This is a genomic window from Flavobacterium riviphilum, assembly GCF_055231795.1.
Genome location: NZ_JBUYSY010000001.1, coordinates 315487 through 333265 on the forward strand (window position 1 = coordinate 315487; position 17779 = coordinate 333265).

The 17779-nt window shown below is 35.3% G+C and carries 14 protein-coding genes; 10 read left to right on the forward strand and 4 right to left on the reverse strand.

What is annotated here, in order from left to right; all coding sequences use genetic code 11:
* Nucleotides 1-314: 314 nt before the first annotated feature.
* Nucleotides 315-932 carry a thioredoxin family protein gene (locus tag ACZIX2_RS01450; RefSeq protein WP_463338295.1) on the reverse strand — a complete coding sequence of 206 codons (618 nt, stop codon included), beginning with the start codon at nt 930-932 and terminating at the stop codon, nt 315-317.
* A gap of 202 nt (nt 933-1134) precedes the next feature.
* On the opposite strand from ACZIX2_RS01450, the gene pyrH reads away from it, so the two are divergent.
* The 5 genes from pyrH (at nt 1135) to ACZIX2_RS01475 (ending at nt 7581) form a co-directional block, all read left to right on the forward strand.
* Nucleotides 1135-1842 (forward strand): UMP kinase, encoded by a 708-nt coding sequence (gene pyrH, locus ACZIX2_RS01455; protein ID WP_463338296.1) that lies wholly within the window; start codon nt 1135-1137, stop codon nt 1840-1842.
* A gap of 70 nt (nt 1843-1912) precedes the next feature.
* Nucleotides 1913-2476, forward strand: a complete 564-nt coding sequence (frr, locus tag ACZIX2_RS01460) for a ribosome recycling factor (protein WP_463338297.1) — start codon at nt 1913-1915, stop codon at nt 2474-2476.
* 197 nt (nt 2477-2673) lie between these two features.
* Nucleotides 2674-4374 (forward strand): hypothetical protein, encoded by a 1701-nt coding sequence (locus ACZIX2_RS01465; protein ID WP_463338298.1) that lies wholly within the window; start codon nt 2674-2676, stop codon nt 4372-4374.
* Between the two features lie 5 nt (nt 4375-4379).
* Complete coding sequence (locus ACZIX2_RS01470) at nt 4380-4970, forward strand: hypothetical protein (RefSeq protein WP_463338299.1); 591 nt, start codon at nt 4380-4382, stop codon at nt 4968-4970.
* Between the two features lie 112 nt (nt 4971-5082).
* Nucleotides 5083-7581: a DUF5686 family protein gene (locus tag ACZIX2_RS01475; protein ID WP_463338300.1), complete on the forward strand. Its 2499-nt coding sequence runs from the start codon at nt 5083-5085 to the stop codon at nt 7579-7581.
* On the opposite strand, the gene ACZIX2_RS01480 is transcribed toward ACZIX2_RS01475, so the two are convergent.
* Both ACZIX2_RS01480 and ACZIX2_RS01485 read right to left on the reverse strand, forming a co-directional pair.
* Nucleotides 7578-7907: a DMT family transporter gene (locus tag ACZIX2_RS01480; protein ID WP_463338301.1), complete on the reverse strand. Its 330-nt coding sequence runs from the start codon at nt 7905-7907 to the stop codon at nt 7578-7580. The genes ACZIX2_RS01475 and ACZIX2_RS01480 overlap by 4 nt on opposite strands.
* Before the next feature lies 1 nt (nt 7908).
* The gene (locus ACZIX2_RS01485) at nt 7909-10176 is read right to left on the reverse strand and encodes a cation:proton antiporter (RefSeq protein ID WP_463338302.1); all 2268 of its coding nucleotides are present in this window, start codon (nt 10174-10176) and stop codon (nt 7909-7911) included.
* A gap of 198 nt (nt 10177-10374) precedes the next feature.
* On the opposite strand from ACZIX2_RS01485, the gene ACZIX2_RS01490 reads away from it, so the two are divergent.
* The 5 genes from ACZIX2_RS01490 (at nt 10375) to ACZIX2_RS01510 (ending at nt 17078) form a co-directional block, all read left to right on the forward strand.
* A complete protein-coding gene (locus ACZIX2_RS01490) occupies nt 10375-12795 on the forward strand; it encodes an efflux RND transporter permease subunit (RefSeq protein ID WP_463338303.1) in 2421 nt (806 codons plus the stop codon).
* Nucleotides 12796-12800: 5 nt separating this feature from the next.
* On the forward strand, nt 12801-13283 hold the full coding sequence (locus ACZIX2_RS01495) for a phosphoglycerate mutase family protein (protein ID WP_463338304.1): 483 nt from the start codon (nt 12801-12803) through the stop codon (nt 13281-13283).
* Nucleotides 13284-13420: 137 nt separating this feature from the next.
* Complete coding sequence (gene asnS, locus ACZIX2_RS01500) at nt 13421-14854, forward strand: asparagine--tRNA ligase (RefSeq protein WP_463338305.1); 1434 nt, start codon at nt 13421-13423, stop codon at nt 14852-14854.
* Between the two features lie 83 nt (nt 14855-14937).
* A complete protein-coding gene (gene rpoN / locus ACZIX2_RS01505) occupies nt 14938-16398 on the forward strand; it encodes an RNA polymerase factor sigma-54 (protein WP_463338306.1) in 1461 nt (486 codons plus the stop codon).
* 92 nt (nt 16399-16490) lie between these two features.
* Nucleotides 16491-17078: a Uma2 family endonuclease gene (locus ACZIX2_RS01510; RefSeq protein ID WP_463338307.1), complete on the forward strand. Its 588-nt coding sequence runs from the start codon at nt 16491-16493 to the stop codon at nt 17076-17078.
* Nucleotides 17079-17133: 55 nt separating this feature from the next.
* Here the strand turns inward: ACZIX2_RS01510 and ACZIX2_RS01515 are convergent, their stop codons facing one another.
* Complete coding sequence (locus ACZIX2_RS01515) at nt 17134-17727, reverse strand: thymidine kinase (protein WP_463338308.1); 594 nt, start codon at nt 17725-17727, stop codon at nt 17134-17136.
* Nucleotides 17728-17779: the final 52 nt, after the last annotated feature.

Sequence of the window (17779 nt, forward strand, 5' to 3'; positions counted from 1 at the left end):
GATGTGTCTTTCATAAAAACCCTTAAGTATTTTTAACCCATACTCTTGAATTTTAGGTTTTGGGGCTAAACCAAAGTTAATAATGTGACATTCGCTCTCCTCCAAACAAAAAAGTAGAAATCATGTCGTAAAATTTTTCAAAAAACTTTCTCATAAGATGTTATTTAAATGTTAGACATTAAGTAAACACCAATAAAAAAGTAAATCAAATCGTATAGACCTGGTTAGCAGTAGCTAATTTACTTTTTCTAACCCAAAAAAATACTTATTAAGATTAAAAGTTTTGTTAATACTTATTAACAAAATTTGTTCAATTAAGACATTACACACTCATTATCAACTGGTAACAATTGCGAAATTTCTAATTGTGTAGTCAATCCTTTATCATGCAAATACCACAATTGTAATTCCGTTTTTGCAGTTTCGTCCACTACACCGTGTTCTTTTTTGTAGTTGATAATCAATTCTGCTGCTGCTTTTGGACGCGGTCCCCAAACTCCAACTACTTCGGTAGTATCTTTTTCAAGGATTATTAATTTTGGAATAGCCCGAGCGCCATTGGTTAGAAAATGTTGCATTAGCTCTTCATTTTCATCTCTAAAAACAACTTTAAAATCGATCTTGTCCGATTCTAACGCCATTTTATTCATAATCGGTAACAATTGTGCCGCATCGCCACACCATCCCTCGGCTAAAACCAACCAAATATATTCTTTCTCCAATCCTTTTAGTTGTGAAGCTATTTTTGGATCTATTTTAATGGTTTTGTCTAAACGATTCATTCGGGTTTCGTTCAACTCGCTATAATGAGTTAAAGCTTCAGATTGTTCATTCCCAGAAGATTTTCCTTCTTTTAATAAATCGGATACAATTTTTCTATAATTACTATAAGTATGGCTATTAAAAAGCGCCTTGGCAATAGATGTTTTCATTCTGTTATAATTTTTGAGCAAAAGTAATCAGAACCCTTGATGTATACGGTGATAAAAATCACAAAAGAAAAAGAAGAGCAGCAATTTAGAATAAAATAATTCCAAAAATTCTTTGAGCGTACTTATTTGAGATATTTAAACGTACATTTTTTCAGAAAAAATAGAATATCGCTATATTTGCACCAAACAATTCAACAAACTGATGAAATACAAAAGAATCCTTCTCAAATTAAGTGGTGAAGCTTTAATGGGCGATATGAACTACGGAATCGACCCTAAAAGATTAGCGGAATATGCTAATGAAATCAAAAAAGTACATGCAAAAGGAGTAGAAATTGCCATTGTAATTGGTGGAGGAAACATTTTTAGAGGGGTAGCTGGTGCAAGCTCTGGAATGGATCGTGTTCAAGGCGATTATATGGGAATGTTAGCTACCGTGATTAATGGTATGGCATTACAAGGCGCTTTGGAAGACAACGGAATGAAAACCCGTTTGATGACCGCTTTAAAAATGGAAGCCATTGCTGAACCCTACATCAAAAGAAGAGCCGATCGCCATTTAGAGAAAGGACGTATCGTAATTTTTGGAGCAGGAACTGGAAACCCATATTTTACCACCGATACTGCTGCCGTATTACGCGGAATTGAAGTAAACGCCGATGTAATTTTGAAAGGAACACGCGTTGATGGTGTTTATGATTCGGACCCAGAAAAGAATGCTTCAGCCGTTAAATTCGATTATATTTCATTTGAAGACGTATTAAGCAAAGGCTTAAATGTAATGGATACTACAGCTTTTACATTGAGCCAAGAAAACAAATTGCCTATTGTTGTTTTTGATATGAACAAAGAAGGTAATTTATTGAAAATTTGTGAAGGTGAAAACATTGGAACAGTAGTTAATATATAAGTTTATGGTTAAAGGTTTGTAGTTTACAGTTGACTGCGAACCACCAACAACAAACAACAAACATAAGATTATGACTGAAGAAATTGACTTTATATTAGAGAGTACAGAAGAATCTATGAACGGTTCTATTGCACATTTAGAGAAATCATTTTTGAATATCCGTGCGGGGAAAGCTTCCCCTGCCATGTTAGGAAGTGTTTTTGTTGATTATTATGGATCTGCTTCACCACTTTCTCAAGTATCAAAAATTAGTGTGCCAGACGCAAGAACCATTACACTGCAACCTTTCGAAAAAAGCATGTTGCATCCTATCGAAAAAGCCATCATGATGGCAAATCTAGGTTTCAACCCGATGAACAATGGAGACGTAATCATCATTAGCGTACCACCTTTGACCGAAGATCGTCGTAGAGAATTGGCTAAACAAGCCAAAGCTGAAGCTGAAGATGCCAAAATTGGCGTTCGTAATGCACGAAAAGATGCCAACACCGATATTAAAAAATTAGAAAAAGAAGGCACCTCCGAAGATATTTGCAAAAGTGCCGAAGAACAAGTACAAAACTTAACCAACGCTTTCATCAAAAAAATCGATGAATTGCTAGCCGTTAAGGAAGCCGAAATCATGAAAGTGTAACTTTCAAAAACATTCAGCAACGAAACCGTCTCCAGATTCTATTGGAGACGGTTTTTTTTGTGACTAAAATCACTAAATGTGGGTATTGTGAAATGAAAGAAAAGAATTATTTTTACAATCTATTAAACTAATTTTTAACTATTTATGAAATCACAAACAAACAAACAAACAAACTAAAAAGGACTGTTTTAACCTTAATGTTGTTGCTATTTATTGGATGTTTTCAGAGTTGTCATGAGGACGAAACTTTTAATGAAATCAATGAACCAATTACAACAAGCTACAACGAAACTATTTTATCTTATCTAACCAATTTAAAAAGTGAAGCAGGAAAAGAGAAAAGTGCTTTAATAGAGGTAGTAATGGAAGGTATAAACCTCAATACAATTCATATTTATGACCTAAAAAGCACCGAAAAATTGCTCATTGCAGATGTAAGTCCCTTAAAAGGTATTGAGTCTTGTAATGCAACCAAAGCTATTTTCTTTATTTACAACAATAAAATAACACACTCTAAAATTGTAACTGCTAAATATGATGATAAATTCAACAAAACCAATCAACTAATTATATCTATATTTAACAGAGACAAAAACAAAATGAACTTTACAGGTACTATTTCTTTTTATAATATGTTACAAAAATTTCAACTATCAAATGATTTTGAAGATGGTATACTAAAAAAAAATAGTATTGTTTTACCTAAAAGCAATAAAACCAATAAATCAAATATGTGTATTGATTGGTATTTGATTACTACCTATACCGATGGCACACAAACCAAAACCTATTTATACAGGACATGTGAATGTACTTTAGAAAAAACAACTTCAAAATCAGCCTGTGGTGGCGGAGGTGGCGGAGGGGATGGAACATCTACAGGGTCAAATGAAATAGTTTATCCTTCACAGCCTTATAATGGCCAAACATTCATTTATATTGATAGAGATGGTGAAATTATTACAAAAGTATACGATGAAAATACACACACGTGGGTCTTAGTATCAATTTCACTGCCGCCCGCTGTTGTAACAGCTAATAGTGATTACTATTTTTTCCTAATTTTTGAATGGCCCATTAATAATCAAACCGTAAGCATGTATGATTATTTATACACTTATGATGCTGCCTCAGGTTATTGGGTAGCAAAACCAGAAACACCTGAAAACATTGCTGCAGCCATAGAAGATCATATTGATGACTCCAAATTAGATCCCTGTACCAAAGCGATTATGGAGAAGTTGAAAAATACTATCCAAAGTGACATTGCTAAAATGCTTAGTCGATTTGCTCCAGCAACATCATTTTTCAATATTAATATATCAAATGGACAAGTAAAAGACATAGGGAATTGGGCAGAAACCACTCCGGTGAATGGATTATATACTGATGTTAATATCGTTTTTAGCGAAAATTATATAAATGGTGTGGGCAACCCTAATCGCCCTACTGATTTATCGATTGCTACAACAATCGTCCATGAAATGATTCACGCCTATTTGATTAGTTTAGTGAAAGATCATTCTATGTGTGGGTCACAAGGAATTTGTGATTTTCCTACAATTTATGATGCTTATGTACAAGATCAAATTAAAAAAAACACTAACATCCTGCCAGAGGAACATCATGAATTAATTGCAAAACAATATGTATTCGCTATAGCATCAACCATTCAAGAATTTCACACTGGTCAGTATACCGATTATCCATATCAAGATTATATTGATTTGGCTTGGGGAGGACTTCAAGGCACCTATATTTTCAACAAAAACTACCCAGACGACCCAACTCACAAAAATTATAAGGATCGATTGCGAATTATGGCAAAAATTAATACAGAAAAATTAGGTACTCAATATGGCATCTATTCCCCTTTGGGTACTCCATGTAAAAAATAGAAATCATGAGACATTTAAAAAAAACACTTATCGCACTTACTTTCTTTATTTTTTCATGTGCAAGTAATCCCTATCTTGAGAATTATGAGCCAATAAATGTCTTTCTTGAGACCCAAAAAAATATAGATAAAAATAGGATGTACATTTTGCAGAGCGACAAAGAGCAAAACAAGCAAACCTTACGAATTTTTAATGGAGGAGAAGGAATTGTGCGTGAACTAAACCCAATAGATTCTATAGATCATACCGATGGTTTATATGTAGAAAAACATTGGAAAAAAATGTATCAAAAATACGCACAAGACACCATAAAAAAGTATTGGAAAAAAGAAGACTTCCCAAATTATAATTTTACTTTAGAAAAAGGGCCAAATCTTACCTTAAGTTATTCGATTGCTATAAAATACATGAATACTGGGGTTCATGAAGTTATTATAATTTCGGAACCCATATACTACATGAATAAAAAATACATTATGTTTTATTTTAGCAAAGCATTTTTTGAGGGTTCATCGTCTTCAAAAGTTGTAATAATGAAAAAAGAAAAGGGCAAGTGGACAATAGTTAGAGTTATGGGAGATTATATCTATTCATAATGTAAAGAATAAAACACAACATAAGAAACCGTCTCCAGATTCTATTGGAGACGGTTTTTTTGTGTTATTTTTGTTCTTTTAGAATTTTATCGCAATTTTCCAAATCCAATACATGAAGCATCTTACTTGGTTGTTCCTTTTTATTTCGCTTTCGCTTCAAGCGCAATTCCAATGGAATGGTCGTGTGATGGATGCCAATTCCAACAAACCCTTACCCTTTGCAAGCATCAGCTGCTCCTCAGGAATTGCGACCCTTGCAGATGTTGATGGTAAATTTCAACTCCTAAGCCCGAATCCTATTACTGATTTTACAGTTTCCTACTTGGGTTACACCCCATTCAAACAAACCATCCTACCCAATCAAACATTTTATGTAGTTGCCCTACAAGAACAACCCTTGCTATTACCTGAAGTGAAAATAGCTCAAAAAAAACAAGCACAACAGTTGATTCGTAAAGCTATTGCAAATAAATCAACCAACAATCCGCAACAAAAAAACAATAGCTTTTCGTTCAAATCCTACAACAAACTGATTGTTACCGCCAATCCAGATTCGATTAACGGAAAAATTGACTCGGTTTTTGTAGATAAAACCTATGGCAGAGTACTTGTAAAAGTAGACTCGGCCAACTACAAATTCAAAGAAATCATTCGCAAACAACATTTGTTCCAAACCGAAAAAGTGTCGCTGTTTCAATACAGTAATTCACAGCTAAAAGAAACAATTTTGGGATCAAAAATGTCGGGGTTCAAACAGCCGATATATGAAATCATCGCCTTCAATTTGCAATCGTTCTCCATTTATGACTCAAAGTATGAACTCTTCGAAACCAAATACAACAGTCCTATTGCCGATGACGCCTTAGATCACTACCACTATCAACTCCTAGATTCCACCATGATCGAGGCTAGAAAAGTGTTTATGATTTATTTCAAAAACAAGAAAAAGAAAAACGCCGCAGGACTAGAAGGCGTTCTATATATCGACGCTAATAATTATGCCGTTGCCAAAGCGATCATGCGAATAAGAGGAGTTTTGGATATTAGTGGTCTACACGAATTCACCTATCTACCGGAAAAAAAAATATGGATTCCTACAGGTAAAACCACTCGAATTGTAAAAGGAAAAAACGAAGAAAACATAAATATTCTAGGCGGTACTATTGCCTTTGAAGGGGAATATTCCAACGATTTTAGACCCCGAAAAAAAGAAGCTACAGACATCAGTTATCTCGAATCTAAAAGCTATAACTTTGATTGGGAGTACCCTCAAAATCTTATCATCAAACAACCTAAAATTGCCATTGACCTCCCTCAAAATGCTATTAATCCATCAGAACCATTTTGGGAAGCCTATCGCAAGGAACCTTTAGACAGTAGAGGCTTAAAAACATATGATGCTGTTGATAGCATTTCTATCAAAAACGGAATAGAAAACAAAATCCTATTTGGAAGAAAGATTATCAAAGGCTACTTGCCGTTTCGTTTTATTGATTTCAATTTAAAAAAAGTAATTAGTTTTAACAACTATGAAGGGTTTCGTCTAGGTATTGGCGGTATTACCAACGACCGTTTTTCTAAACAATGGAAACTAGAGGGCTATGCTGCCTATGGCACAAAAGATGGCACGTTGAAATACAGTTTGGGCTTAGGCAATCGACTTCACGGACCTTCACAAACCTGGTGGAGCCTCTATTATACTGATGATATTCGAGAAATTGCAAGTACCAATTGGGCAATTGACAGAAGAGCTTTTAAAATTTACGACCCTCGTCCTATTAATATAAGCACGTTTTATCATTATAATAGTTGGAAAGCCGCAATTGAAACGAAAATCATTCCAAAAACCGAAAGTTTATGGGAAGTATCCAATACTTATGTCGAACCGCTATTCAACTATGTTTATCACTTGAACGGGAAGTTATACTCAAAATACAACCTTACTACGTTCATGGTTTCTATGCGCTGGAGTCCTTTTAGCGATTATATGCAAACATCAAACGACCGAATAGAAACGGAAAAAAGATATCCCAAGTTCAGCTTTCAGTTTACCAAATCGTTGCCAAATGTGGGTGATAATGATTTTGAATTTAGCATCATTGACTTCAGAACCGAATATCAAAAAAACTATTTAAATGGTCAAAAAACCAATCTGCGCTTGGAAGCTGGTTATGCCATTGGCGACGTACCCTTGACTCATTTATACAATACCTCTCCCAACAATTTGAATAAAGAAACCATACTACAAAGGATTACTTTTGCAGGCAAAAATAGTTTTGAAACGATGTTTTTTAATGAATTTTTCTCGAGCAAGTTCGTGTATTTTCAAATGAAACACAGTTTTAATCGGTTAAAAATTGTACCAAAAATCAAACCTGCCTTGGTCTTTGTAACCCGAATGGGATGGGGTGATATGGAAAAACCAGAACAACATGTAGGGATAAACTACAAAACCTTACACGAAGGATTTTATGAATCTGGCATCGAACTGAACCAAATAGTTAATGGTTTAGGATTGAGTGGATTTTATCGTTATGGACCCAATCAATTGCCCAAATGGGAAGACAATATTGCAGTAAAAATCAGCTTTATTATCAACTTAGGTTTTTAGGACTCTGATACAAGTTTGAGTCCGATAATGGAACCAATTAAGGTAAACAAGAAAAAAATACGCCAAAAGGTAGCGGGTTCTTTAAAAATGAATAATCCCACCAAGACTGTCCCTACTGCCCCAATTCCAGTCCAAACAGCATATGCTGTTCCGATAGGTAAGGTTTGTACCGCTTTGTACACTAAAGACATACTAATAAAAAGACACACCAAAAAACCTATAAACCACAAAGTTGAGGCCGTTCCTTGACTTTCTTTGGCTTTGCCTAAACAAGTGGTAAATCCCACTTCGAAAAGTCCTCCTATTATAAGTAAAAACCAATTCATTTTAATGTTTTAAAATTAATACCGAGGGTACGCCACTAAGCCAAGAAGAACGAGAATCCAAAAGATTTTTCCAACTTTCTAGACTAATAACCATTAGGTCTTGTTGTGCTAAAAATTCTTTTTTAATACTTTTTTCAGTGTAAAGCGACAACTGGTTTGGGAATTTTTCCTCTAAAGAGGCAATGGCGCTACTAATTATAAAATTGGATTTTATATGGCCATTAACATCTAAAAACACAATCTGAGCCTTATTATTATGTACTAATTTTTGTGCATATTCCATCAAAAAAGCATCATCGGCTGTAAATATTGGTATAAAAACTTTATCTACCTTTTGAAGTTCTTTATCGATTAATATTCCTACAGGCATTTTGGCTTTCAACAATATTTGACGGGTACGTTCATCAAATGGAGAGGTATCAAACAACCCTTCTTTACCGGTAAACTTATCCATTAACCGTTCAGGATTAATCATTCGAGTAGTAAATCCGATAACTTTGCCTAATAAAGTTCCTTCGAAAATAGATTTTCCTAAACCTACCAAAAGCAAATCATAATCGCCGTTATTGGCCACATCAGTGATTTCAGTTTCTATGTCTAAGGTTGCTTTAAACACCGTTGTAATTTCTTGTTTTAAAGCTTTAGATTCCTGAATTATTGGCGAAAAAACAGTCGCTTCTTTGTCTTCAATAGAAAACGGATGCAATTCATTACTCACAGACAAATGCATCGTAGTTACTGCCGTATCTTTTTGTTTTTTGACTAAGGCATTCGCTACACGAAGCAAAGAACGCCCTTTTTCATTATTTCCAAACGAGATTAACACCTTAAAAATCTTTGAATGAACGATTTCTTCAGATTCTTCTACATCTTTGGTATTGAAAATAAAATTAATCAAATTCAAGGCCGGTCCCGTCATAAAGGTAGTAACCAAAGCCATAATAACCATCATTGTAAAAACCGCTGGTGTTAATACACCTAACTCTAGACCTATGTTGAGTACAATTAACTCCATCAATCCACGGGTATTCATCAAAGCCCCTATGGTTAAACTGTCTCTCCAATTTTGACCCACAAATTTTGCTGCCAAAGCACTTCCGATGAATTTACCCACAACGGCTACCAAAATAATAAATCCTGTCACTTGCCATAAATAGGGATCGTTTATCAATCCTATTTCGGTACGAAGTCCTGTAAAAACAAAAAATAAGGGCAACAGTAAAATTACCGATACATCTTCGACTTTTTCAATAAATATAATGCGGAATTTGGCTTGATCGGGCATGATAACTCCGGTCATGAAGGCGCCAAAAAGAGCGTGAATTCCTATAACTTCTGTAGCATATGAAGCCATGATTAACGTAATAAAAAATATGGCAACCACGGGTTTGTTTAAGGCTTCTTTGGATTGATAAAGTTCGCCTATGCGTTTTAAAAATGGCTTCACTATGAATAGCATCGTCAATACAAAACCAACGGAAAGAGAGATAACATACAAAGAACTAGTAAACGAACCTGCTTTGACAATGGCAATAACAGCGGCCAACAAACACCAGGCGGTGATGTCATCGGCGGCTGCACAAGTGATCACTATGGCACCCAACTTGGTTTTATGAATCCCACGTTCTTGAACAATACGGGCCAAAACCGGAAATGCCGTAATACTCATAGCAATTCCCATAAAAAGGCTAAACGACAAGAATTGTATCCCCTCAGGAGCAAATTGATCGTAAACAAAATAAGCCAAGCCAATCCCTAAAGCGAAAGGAATAACAATACTCGCATGGCTAATTACTACCGCATCATTGGCTTTATTTTTTAAAACCTTTAAGTCCAATTCCATCCCGATCACATACATAAATAGAATCAAGCCTATTTGACTTAAAAATTTCAAATTCCCCAGAGAAGCTTCAGGGAATAAAAAATGGGAAAACTCCGGAAAATAAGTTCCAATCAGTGAAGGACCTAAAGCAATTCCTGCAATAATTTCACCAATCACAGTGGGTTGTCCTATTTTTTTAAATATCCATCCAAAAATACGAGCAACAATAATGATGGTGATAATTTGAGCCAGCAAAATAGCCAAAGGCTCTTGAAAACTATGTTGAATACTCGTTACAAAATCCAACCAAGCATCCCGAGAAGAAACGGGCGCTTTTTTTACAAAATCAGGTTCTAGTAATTTCCCTTTTTGGATAATCCAATACATCAAAGCGGTAAAACCACCAGTAACAGTTAGGTAAAAAATAGTGTTTTTGTAATTTTTCATCTCCTAAAAATTGGCCATATTTGGTTTATAAATCTTGTCAAAGATGAGAAAATAAAAAATAGAATTAAAAAATTGGGGTGAAATTATAACCGAAACTTAATACTTGATTAAAAAAACCAAAAATTAAGAGCGAAACAAAATAATTTAGGCATTGTTTTTTAGTAGTTTCTTACCTTTACCCCTTTTTAAATTCAGAAAATGGTAAAATGGTTTAGTTTGGGATTTTGGGAAATGATTGCCCGTATTGTCCTTAGAAATAGAATTTTAATACTTACAATTATTGCTGCCATTACAGCGTTTTTGGCGCTCCAATGGAAGCACATTCATTTTACCTTTACCGAGGCCAACATGTTGCCTGAGGACAACATTGCTAATATTGAATACAATTCCTTTTTGAAACAATTTGGAGAAGAAGGCAATTTGATCATCATTGGGGTAAAAGACAACACTTTGTTCACCCCAAAAGCCTTTTTAGCTTGGAACAAATTGATGAACACAATCAAAGAGAATCCAAATGTTGAACTGGTTGTTTCTATCAACGATTTGAAAAAACTACAAAAAAATGTAGCCGAAGAAAAATTTGAACTTGTTCCATTTGTAAACCCTTCCAAATCAGTAGAACCTACTTATTTACAACAAATTAAAAAGGAATTATTTAACGATTTACCTTTTTATGAAGGCTTATTGTTCAATAAACGTTCCGGTAGTGTGCGCTCGGCCATTTATATGGACAAAAAGATTGTAAACACCAAAGCGCGTAAAACTTACATCTTAGAAAAATTAGTCCCAGCGATAAAAGCTTTTGAACATGAAACAAACATCGACTTGCGAGTTTCTGGCATGCCTTACATTCGAACATTAAATGCACAAACAATATTAAGCGAAATCAGCTTGTTTATCGGCGCTTCACTGTTTATTACCTCGTTGTTGTTTTTCTTGTTTTTTAGATCTTTTAAAGCCACATTAATTTCCATTATCATTGTGGTTATTGGCGTAATGTGGTCCTTTGGTTTTCTGGGCTTGTTCAATTATGAAATTACAATTTTAACGGCATTAGTCCCTTCTTTGATCATTGTCATCGGAATACCTAATTGTATCTTTTTGACCAATAAATACCATCAAGAATTTAAAGTTCACCGCAATAAAGCCAAATCATTACAAAGGGTTATCACCAAAATTGGCATGGCTACATTGATGACCAATGTAACTACGGCCATTGGTTTTGCCACCTTTGTGGCTTCCAACAACAACCTGTTGATTGAGTTTGGCGTTGTTACATCCATCAACATTTTGGCGTTATTTTTCTTAAGCATGGTCCTAATCCCTATTTTCCATAGTTATATATCGGCCCCTAAAGACCGTCATATACAACATTTGGATAGAGGTTCGGTTAAAAGTTTTATGGATTGGATTTTGAACACCATCAAACACCATCGTTTTTCGGTTTATGTCGTAGCGGTTTCTCTTTTGATTTTTAGCATCATTGGAATGTACAAAATGCGCATTTCCGGAAGTTTGATTGAAGACATGCCTAAAAAAGAAGCTTTTTTTAAAGACATCGTATTCTTTGAAAAAGAGTTTGACGGGGTCATGCCTTTGGAAATCATGATTGATACCAAGCGTAAAAAAGGAGTAATGAAACTGTCTACCCTTAAGCGCATGGAAGAACTAGAACACACCATTCAAGAAATTCCTGGTTTATCAAAACCCATTTCGATAGTTAACCTAGTGAAATATTCCAAACAAGCTTACTATAATGGAAATCCAGAATATTACGATCTTCCTACCTCTCAGGAGCAGGCTTTCATTCTTTCTTATGCGAAAAATGCCGTAGGTAAAGGCAAAGAAAATTTGATGAAAAGTTATGTAGATTCCAGCGGAAGATATGCTCGTATTACCACATACATGCGTGACGAGGACGGTGGACAAATAGCCAAATTTGAAGAACAAATACGCAAAAAAGCGGATAAGTTGTTCCCCAAAGATCGATATGATGTAATGATTACTGGAAAAGCCCTGGTCTTTCAAAAAGGAACAGGATATTTGTTAGACAATTTGTTGTCTTCGCTCTTGTTTGCCTTTTTCCTAACTGCCCTTTTAATTGGATTTATGTTCCGATCCGGCAAGATGATACTAGTATCCATATTACCCAATTTACTTCCATTATTTCTAACGGCTGGCTTAATGGGCTTTTTGGATATTCCACTAAAACCTTCAACGATTCTAGTCTTTGGAATCGCCTTTGGATTATCTGTTGATGATACTTTGCGATTCTTATCTCAATATCGTGAGGAATTAAAGAAAAATAATTGGAAAATAAAAAAATCTGTCTACGCCACTTTCAATGAAGCCGGCTTGAGCATGTTTTATACGTCTATAGTTTTATTTTTTGGATTTTCAGTATTCATGCTTTCTAGTTTTGGTGGTACCATTGCCTTGGGTGGATTAATATCGCTCACTTTGCTCTTTGGTATGTTATCCAATTTAATGTTGTTGCCTGCATTAGTTTTAACGTTGAACAAAACCATTGCCAACCAACAAGAATTTGTAGAGCCATTAATTGATATCGCGGAACATTCAGATGAAGAAATAGACTCTCTTAACACCAATAAAAAATAGTAAGTATGAAAAAAACGCTCATTCTCGTACTTTTCATGACCATGAATTATGGTCTTTTGGCACAAACTACTACTATTTATTGCATTCGCCATGCTGAAAAAGTCGACAACTCAAAAAATCCAGATTTATCGCCAAAAGGATACGAAAGAGCCAATCAATGGGCATACACATTCGATAAAGTCCCCTTAAAAGCCATATACAGTACGGATTTTATTAGAACCAAAGCAACAGCCAAACCCACTGCCGAAAGTAAAAAGCTTGAAATCATAACCTATGACACAAAAACTTTGGAGCTAGAAAAAATCAACAAGAATTATCCCGGGCAAGCTGTTTTAATTGTTGGTCATAGCAATTCTATACCCGAAATGATCAACCAATTCATCAACGAAAAGGCTTACACAACAATCGAAGACACTGTTTTTGGGAATTTATACATTATTTCGATTACAAATGGTAAAATCTCCCATCAATTGCTTCAAGGGAAATAACAAAACGAAAGAATAGCCTCTCCTAAGGCAAAAAATTGCGTAAAAAAAATACAGCTAAAAGATTTATATTTGCAATAAGAAATCAACCTTGCATTAAGGTTTTTTAGCTATCAGAACTCTAAAAATTGAAAATGAAAATGAAACACACAAAAGTCAAAGACTTACTTAACAGTACAACTATACTTCAAGAAGTAAATGCTAAAGGATGGGTAAGAACGTTTAGAAACAATCAGTTTATTGCTCTCAATGACGGATCGACTATTAACAATATTCAGTGTGTGGTTGATTTTGAAAATACACCAGAGGAAACCCTAAAACGCATTACCACTGGGGCTGCTATTTCGGTAACAGGAACTTTGGTTGAAAGCAAAGGAGCTGGTCAAAAATATGAAATACAAGTTCAAAAATTAGAAATTTTGGGCGACTCCGATGCGGAGAAATTCCCAATGCAGCCTAAAAAACACTCTTTGGAATTCTTGCGTGAGAATGCGCATTTGAGAGTTAGAACGAATGCTTTTGGCGCGATTATGCGCGTGCGTTCGGTTTTGGCTCACGCTGTGCACACCTATTTTCAGGAGAAAGGTTTTGTGTATGTGAATACGCCAATTATTACTGGTTCGGATGCAGAAGGTGCGGGTGAAATGTTTAAAGTAACCGCTTTGCCTTTTGACAACACGCCAAGAACGGAGGAAGGAAAAGTAGATTACAAAAAAGATTTCTTTGGTAAAGAAACGAACTTAACGGTTTCTGGACAATTAGAAGGAGAAACATTTGCTATGGCGTTGGGTCAGATTTATACTTTTGGTCCTACGTTTAGAGCCGAAAACTCGAATACTTCTCGTCACTTGGCCGAATTTTGGATGATTGAGCCAGAGGTGGCTTTCAATGATTTGGATGACAATATGGATTTGGCTGAGGACTTCATTCAATTTGTGATTAAATATGTGATGGATAAATGTCCTGAGGATTTGAAATTCCTAGAGGGACGTTTGTTAGAAGAAGAAAAATCAAAACCACAAGCCGAACGAAGCGAAATGGCGTTGTTGGAGAAATTGAACTTTGTGTTGGAAAACAATTTCAAACGTGTTTCGTATACTGAGGCTATCGAAATTTTGAGAAATTCAACTCCGAACAAGAAGAAAAAATTCCAATATATTATTAACGAGTGGGGAGCTGATTTGCAATCAGAACACGAACGTTACTTGGTCGAAAAACACTTTAAATGTCCAGTGATTTTGTTTGATTATCCAGCCAACATCAAAGCATTTTACATGCGTTTGAACGAAGACGGAAAAACGGTTCGTGCGATGGACATTCTTTTCCCTGGTATTGGAGAAATCGTTGGTGGTTCACAAAGAGAAGAACGCTACGATGTTTTGGTAGAAAAAATGAAAGCCTTAGGCATTGACGAAGAAGAATTGTGGTGGTACTTAGATACCAGACGTTTTGGTTCTGCTGTTCACTCTGGTTTTGGTCTTGGTTTCGAAAGATTGGTATTGTTTGTAACCGGAATGACCAATATTCGTGACGTAATTCCTTTCCCAAGAACACCAATGAATGCGGAATTCTAAAAATTTGTTTCAGGTTTAAAGTTTAAAGTTGTTGAAAATACCGCAACCTTAAACTTTAAACCTTAAATTTTTAAACAAAAAAAATGCTCAAGCAATTTTTAAATTTAAAATTATCACAGAAATTATCTCCTCAACAAATTCAGTTGATGAAGTTAATTCAATTGCCTACGCAAGCTTTTGAACAACGTTTAATTGAAGAAATGAACGAAAATCCAGCGCTAGAAGCTGGTAAAGAAGACGAGTACGAAAAAGACGAGTACGATACTACAGAATACGAAGAGTACGATACGGACTCCGATAGAATTGAAGCGGATGACATCAATTTGGATGATTACTTAGGAAGTGATGACATCCCCGATTACAAAACACAATCCAACAACTACAGCAATGATGATGAGGAGTATGATGTACCTATAGCAGCAGCTATTAGTTTTCATCAAGATTTAATCAATCAACTCAACACCTTTATTCTTTCCAACGAAGATCGCGAAATTGCCGAATTTCTTGTAGGAAATATCGATGATATGGGCTATATCCGAAGAAGTATTACCGATATTGTCGATGATTTGGCTTTTACTCAAGGCGTGTACACTGATGAAAAAAATGTAGAACGCTTGTTGCATGTGATTCACGAATTGGAACCCACAGGAGTGGGAGCTAGAGATTTGCAAGAATGTTTACTCTTGCAACTCAAACACAAAACTCCTACGGAATATATAGCGCTAGCCATTGCAATAGTCGAAAATCAATTTGATGCTTTTACCAAAAAACATTACGAAAAATTGATGCAAAAATTCAATGTTTCGAATGATCAACTCAAAAAAGCAATACAAGAGATTGAGAAACTGAATCCCAAACCTGGAGGTTCATTTGCTGGAAATACAAAAGTTACCGATACCATCGTTCCTGATTTTGCTATTCGAATTGTAGAAGGCGAACTCGAATTAACGTTGAATGGTCGAAATGCCCCTTCATTGCACGTTTCGAAAGATTATCAGGAAATGATGCAAACGTATAAAGAATCGAAAGACAAATCGGCACAACAAAAAGAAGCGGTTCAATTTATCAAACAAAAATTAGATTCGGCCAAATGGTTTATTGATGCCATTCGTCAGCGCCAAGAAACGCTATTTGTCACCATGAATGCTATCATGCATTATCAACAAGATTTTTTCTTAGACGGCGACGAAACCAAGTTAAAACCGATGATTCTAAAAGATATTGCAGACATGGTAGGCCTTGATATTTCGACCATTTCAAGGGTGGCCAACAGCAAATATGTAGAAACACCTTACGGCACCAAATCGATTAAAGAATTTTTCTCTGAAGCCATGATGAACGATCAAGGGGAAGAAGTTTCAACTTTAGAGATCAAAAAAATTCTAAAAAACACCATCGAAGAGGAAGACAAATCAAAACCACTTCCAGATGATCAATTGGCCGAAATATTAAAAGAAAAAGGTTATCCAATTGCCAGAAGAACTATAGCCAAATACCGAGAACAACTTGATATTCCGGTGGCGAGAATGCGAAAGAAAATGTAGTTGTTTGTTATGCCTCAACCATTGTGATGCTTCATTCACAATTACTAAAACAACGCAACTTTTTTTTGTAACTTTACCCAAAACAAAGAATTATGATAACGGATATTAACGAATTAGACCTTAATAAGACTTACTCTTATGCTGATTATCTAACTTGGCAATTTCAAGAAAAATTGGAGTTGATTAAAGGAAAAATTTTCAAAATGAGTCCTGCACCAAGTACTAATCATCAAAAAGCATCAGGTAACTTACATGGTCTTATTTGGAATAAATTCAAGGGTCATCAATGCAATTTATTTGCCGCTCCTTTTGACGTAAGGCTAATAGATAAAAAAAAATCGACTTTAGATAAAGAGATTTTTACTGTAGTGCAACCCGATTTGTGTGTCATTTGTGACGATTCAAAAATTGATGAAAGAGGTGCCATTGGAGCTCCTGATTTGGTAATTGAAATCCTATCACCGGGGAATTCTAACAAAGAAATGAAGTATAAATTCGATTTGTATGAAGAAGCCGGCGTTCAAGAATATTGGATTGTAAATCCAGCAGATAAAACTATTTTTATTTATGTTTTAAAAGAAAATCAATTCATTGGAATGCATCCATTAATTGAAGAAGACACAATTCAAAGTAGGATATTTCCTGACTTAGATTTTCAATTAGCCGAAATATTCAATTGAAATGCAAAACCCTTTCTAGTTATCACTTCGAAAGGGTTTCTTTTTTCTCTTCAAATTATTTTTTGTCTTTATCATCGTGCATCGCATGATAAAAAGCAGCTCTACTCAAAGGCTCATATTCTTCGGTTTCTCCAAGCATTACAAGCTTATCATTATCCGTTTTTCTAAAACTATAGTTGGCCAAATTTCCAGTTCTTGTACAAACCGCATGAACCTTCGTTACATATTCGGCCGTAGCCATCAAAGCAGGCATTGGCCCAAATGGATTGCCTTTATAATCCATATCCAATCCCGCCACAATGACACGGATGCCTTGATTGGCCAAGTCATTACAAACGGTTACAATTTCATCGTCAAAAAATTGGGCTTCATCTATGCCCACCACATCGCAACCTTGAGCTAAAAGCACAATATGTGCCGCCGAAGGAACTGGCGTTGAACGAATTTCATTATCATCATGAGACACTACCATTTCCTCGTGATATCGAGTATCGATGGTAGGCTTAAAAATTTCAATTTTCTGTTTGGCAAATTGTGCCCTACGCAAACGGCGTATCAATTCTTCTGTTTTCCCCGAAAACATCGAACCGCAAATAACCTCGATCCAACCAAATTGTTCTTTATGATTTACTGTATTTTCGAGAAACATTTTTTACTTTTCTACGTTTAAAAATGAATAGTTTTTATTACTTTGTAGTGCC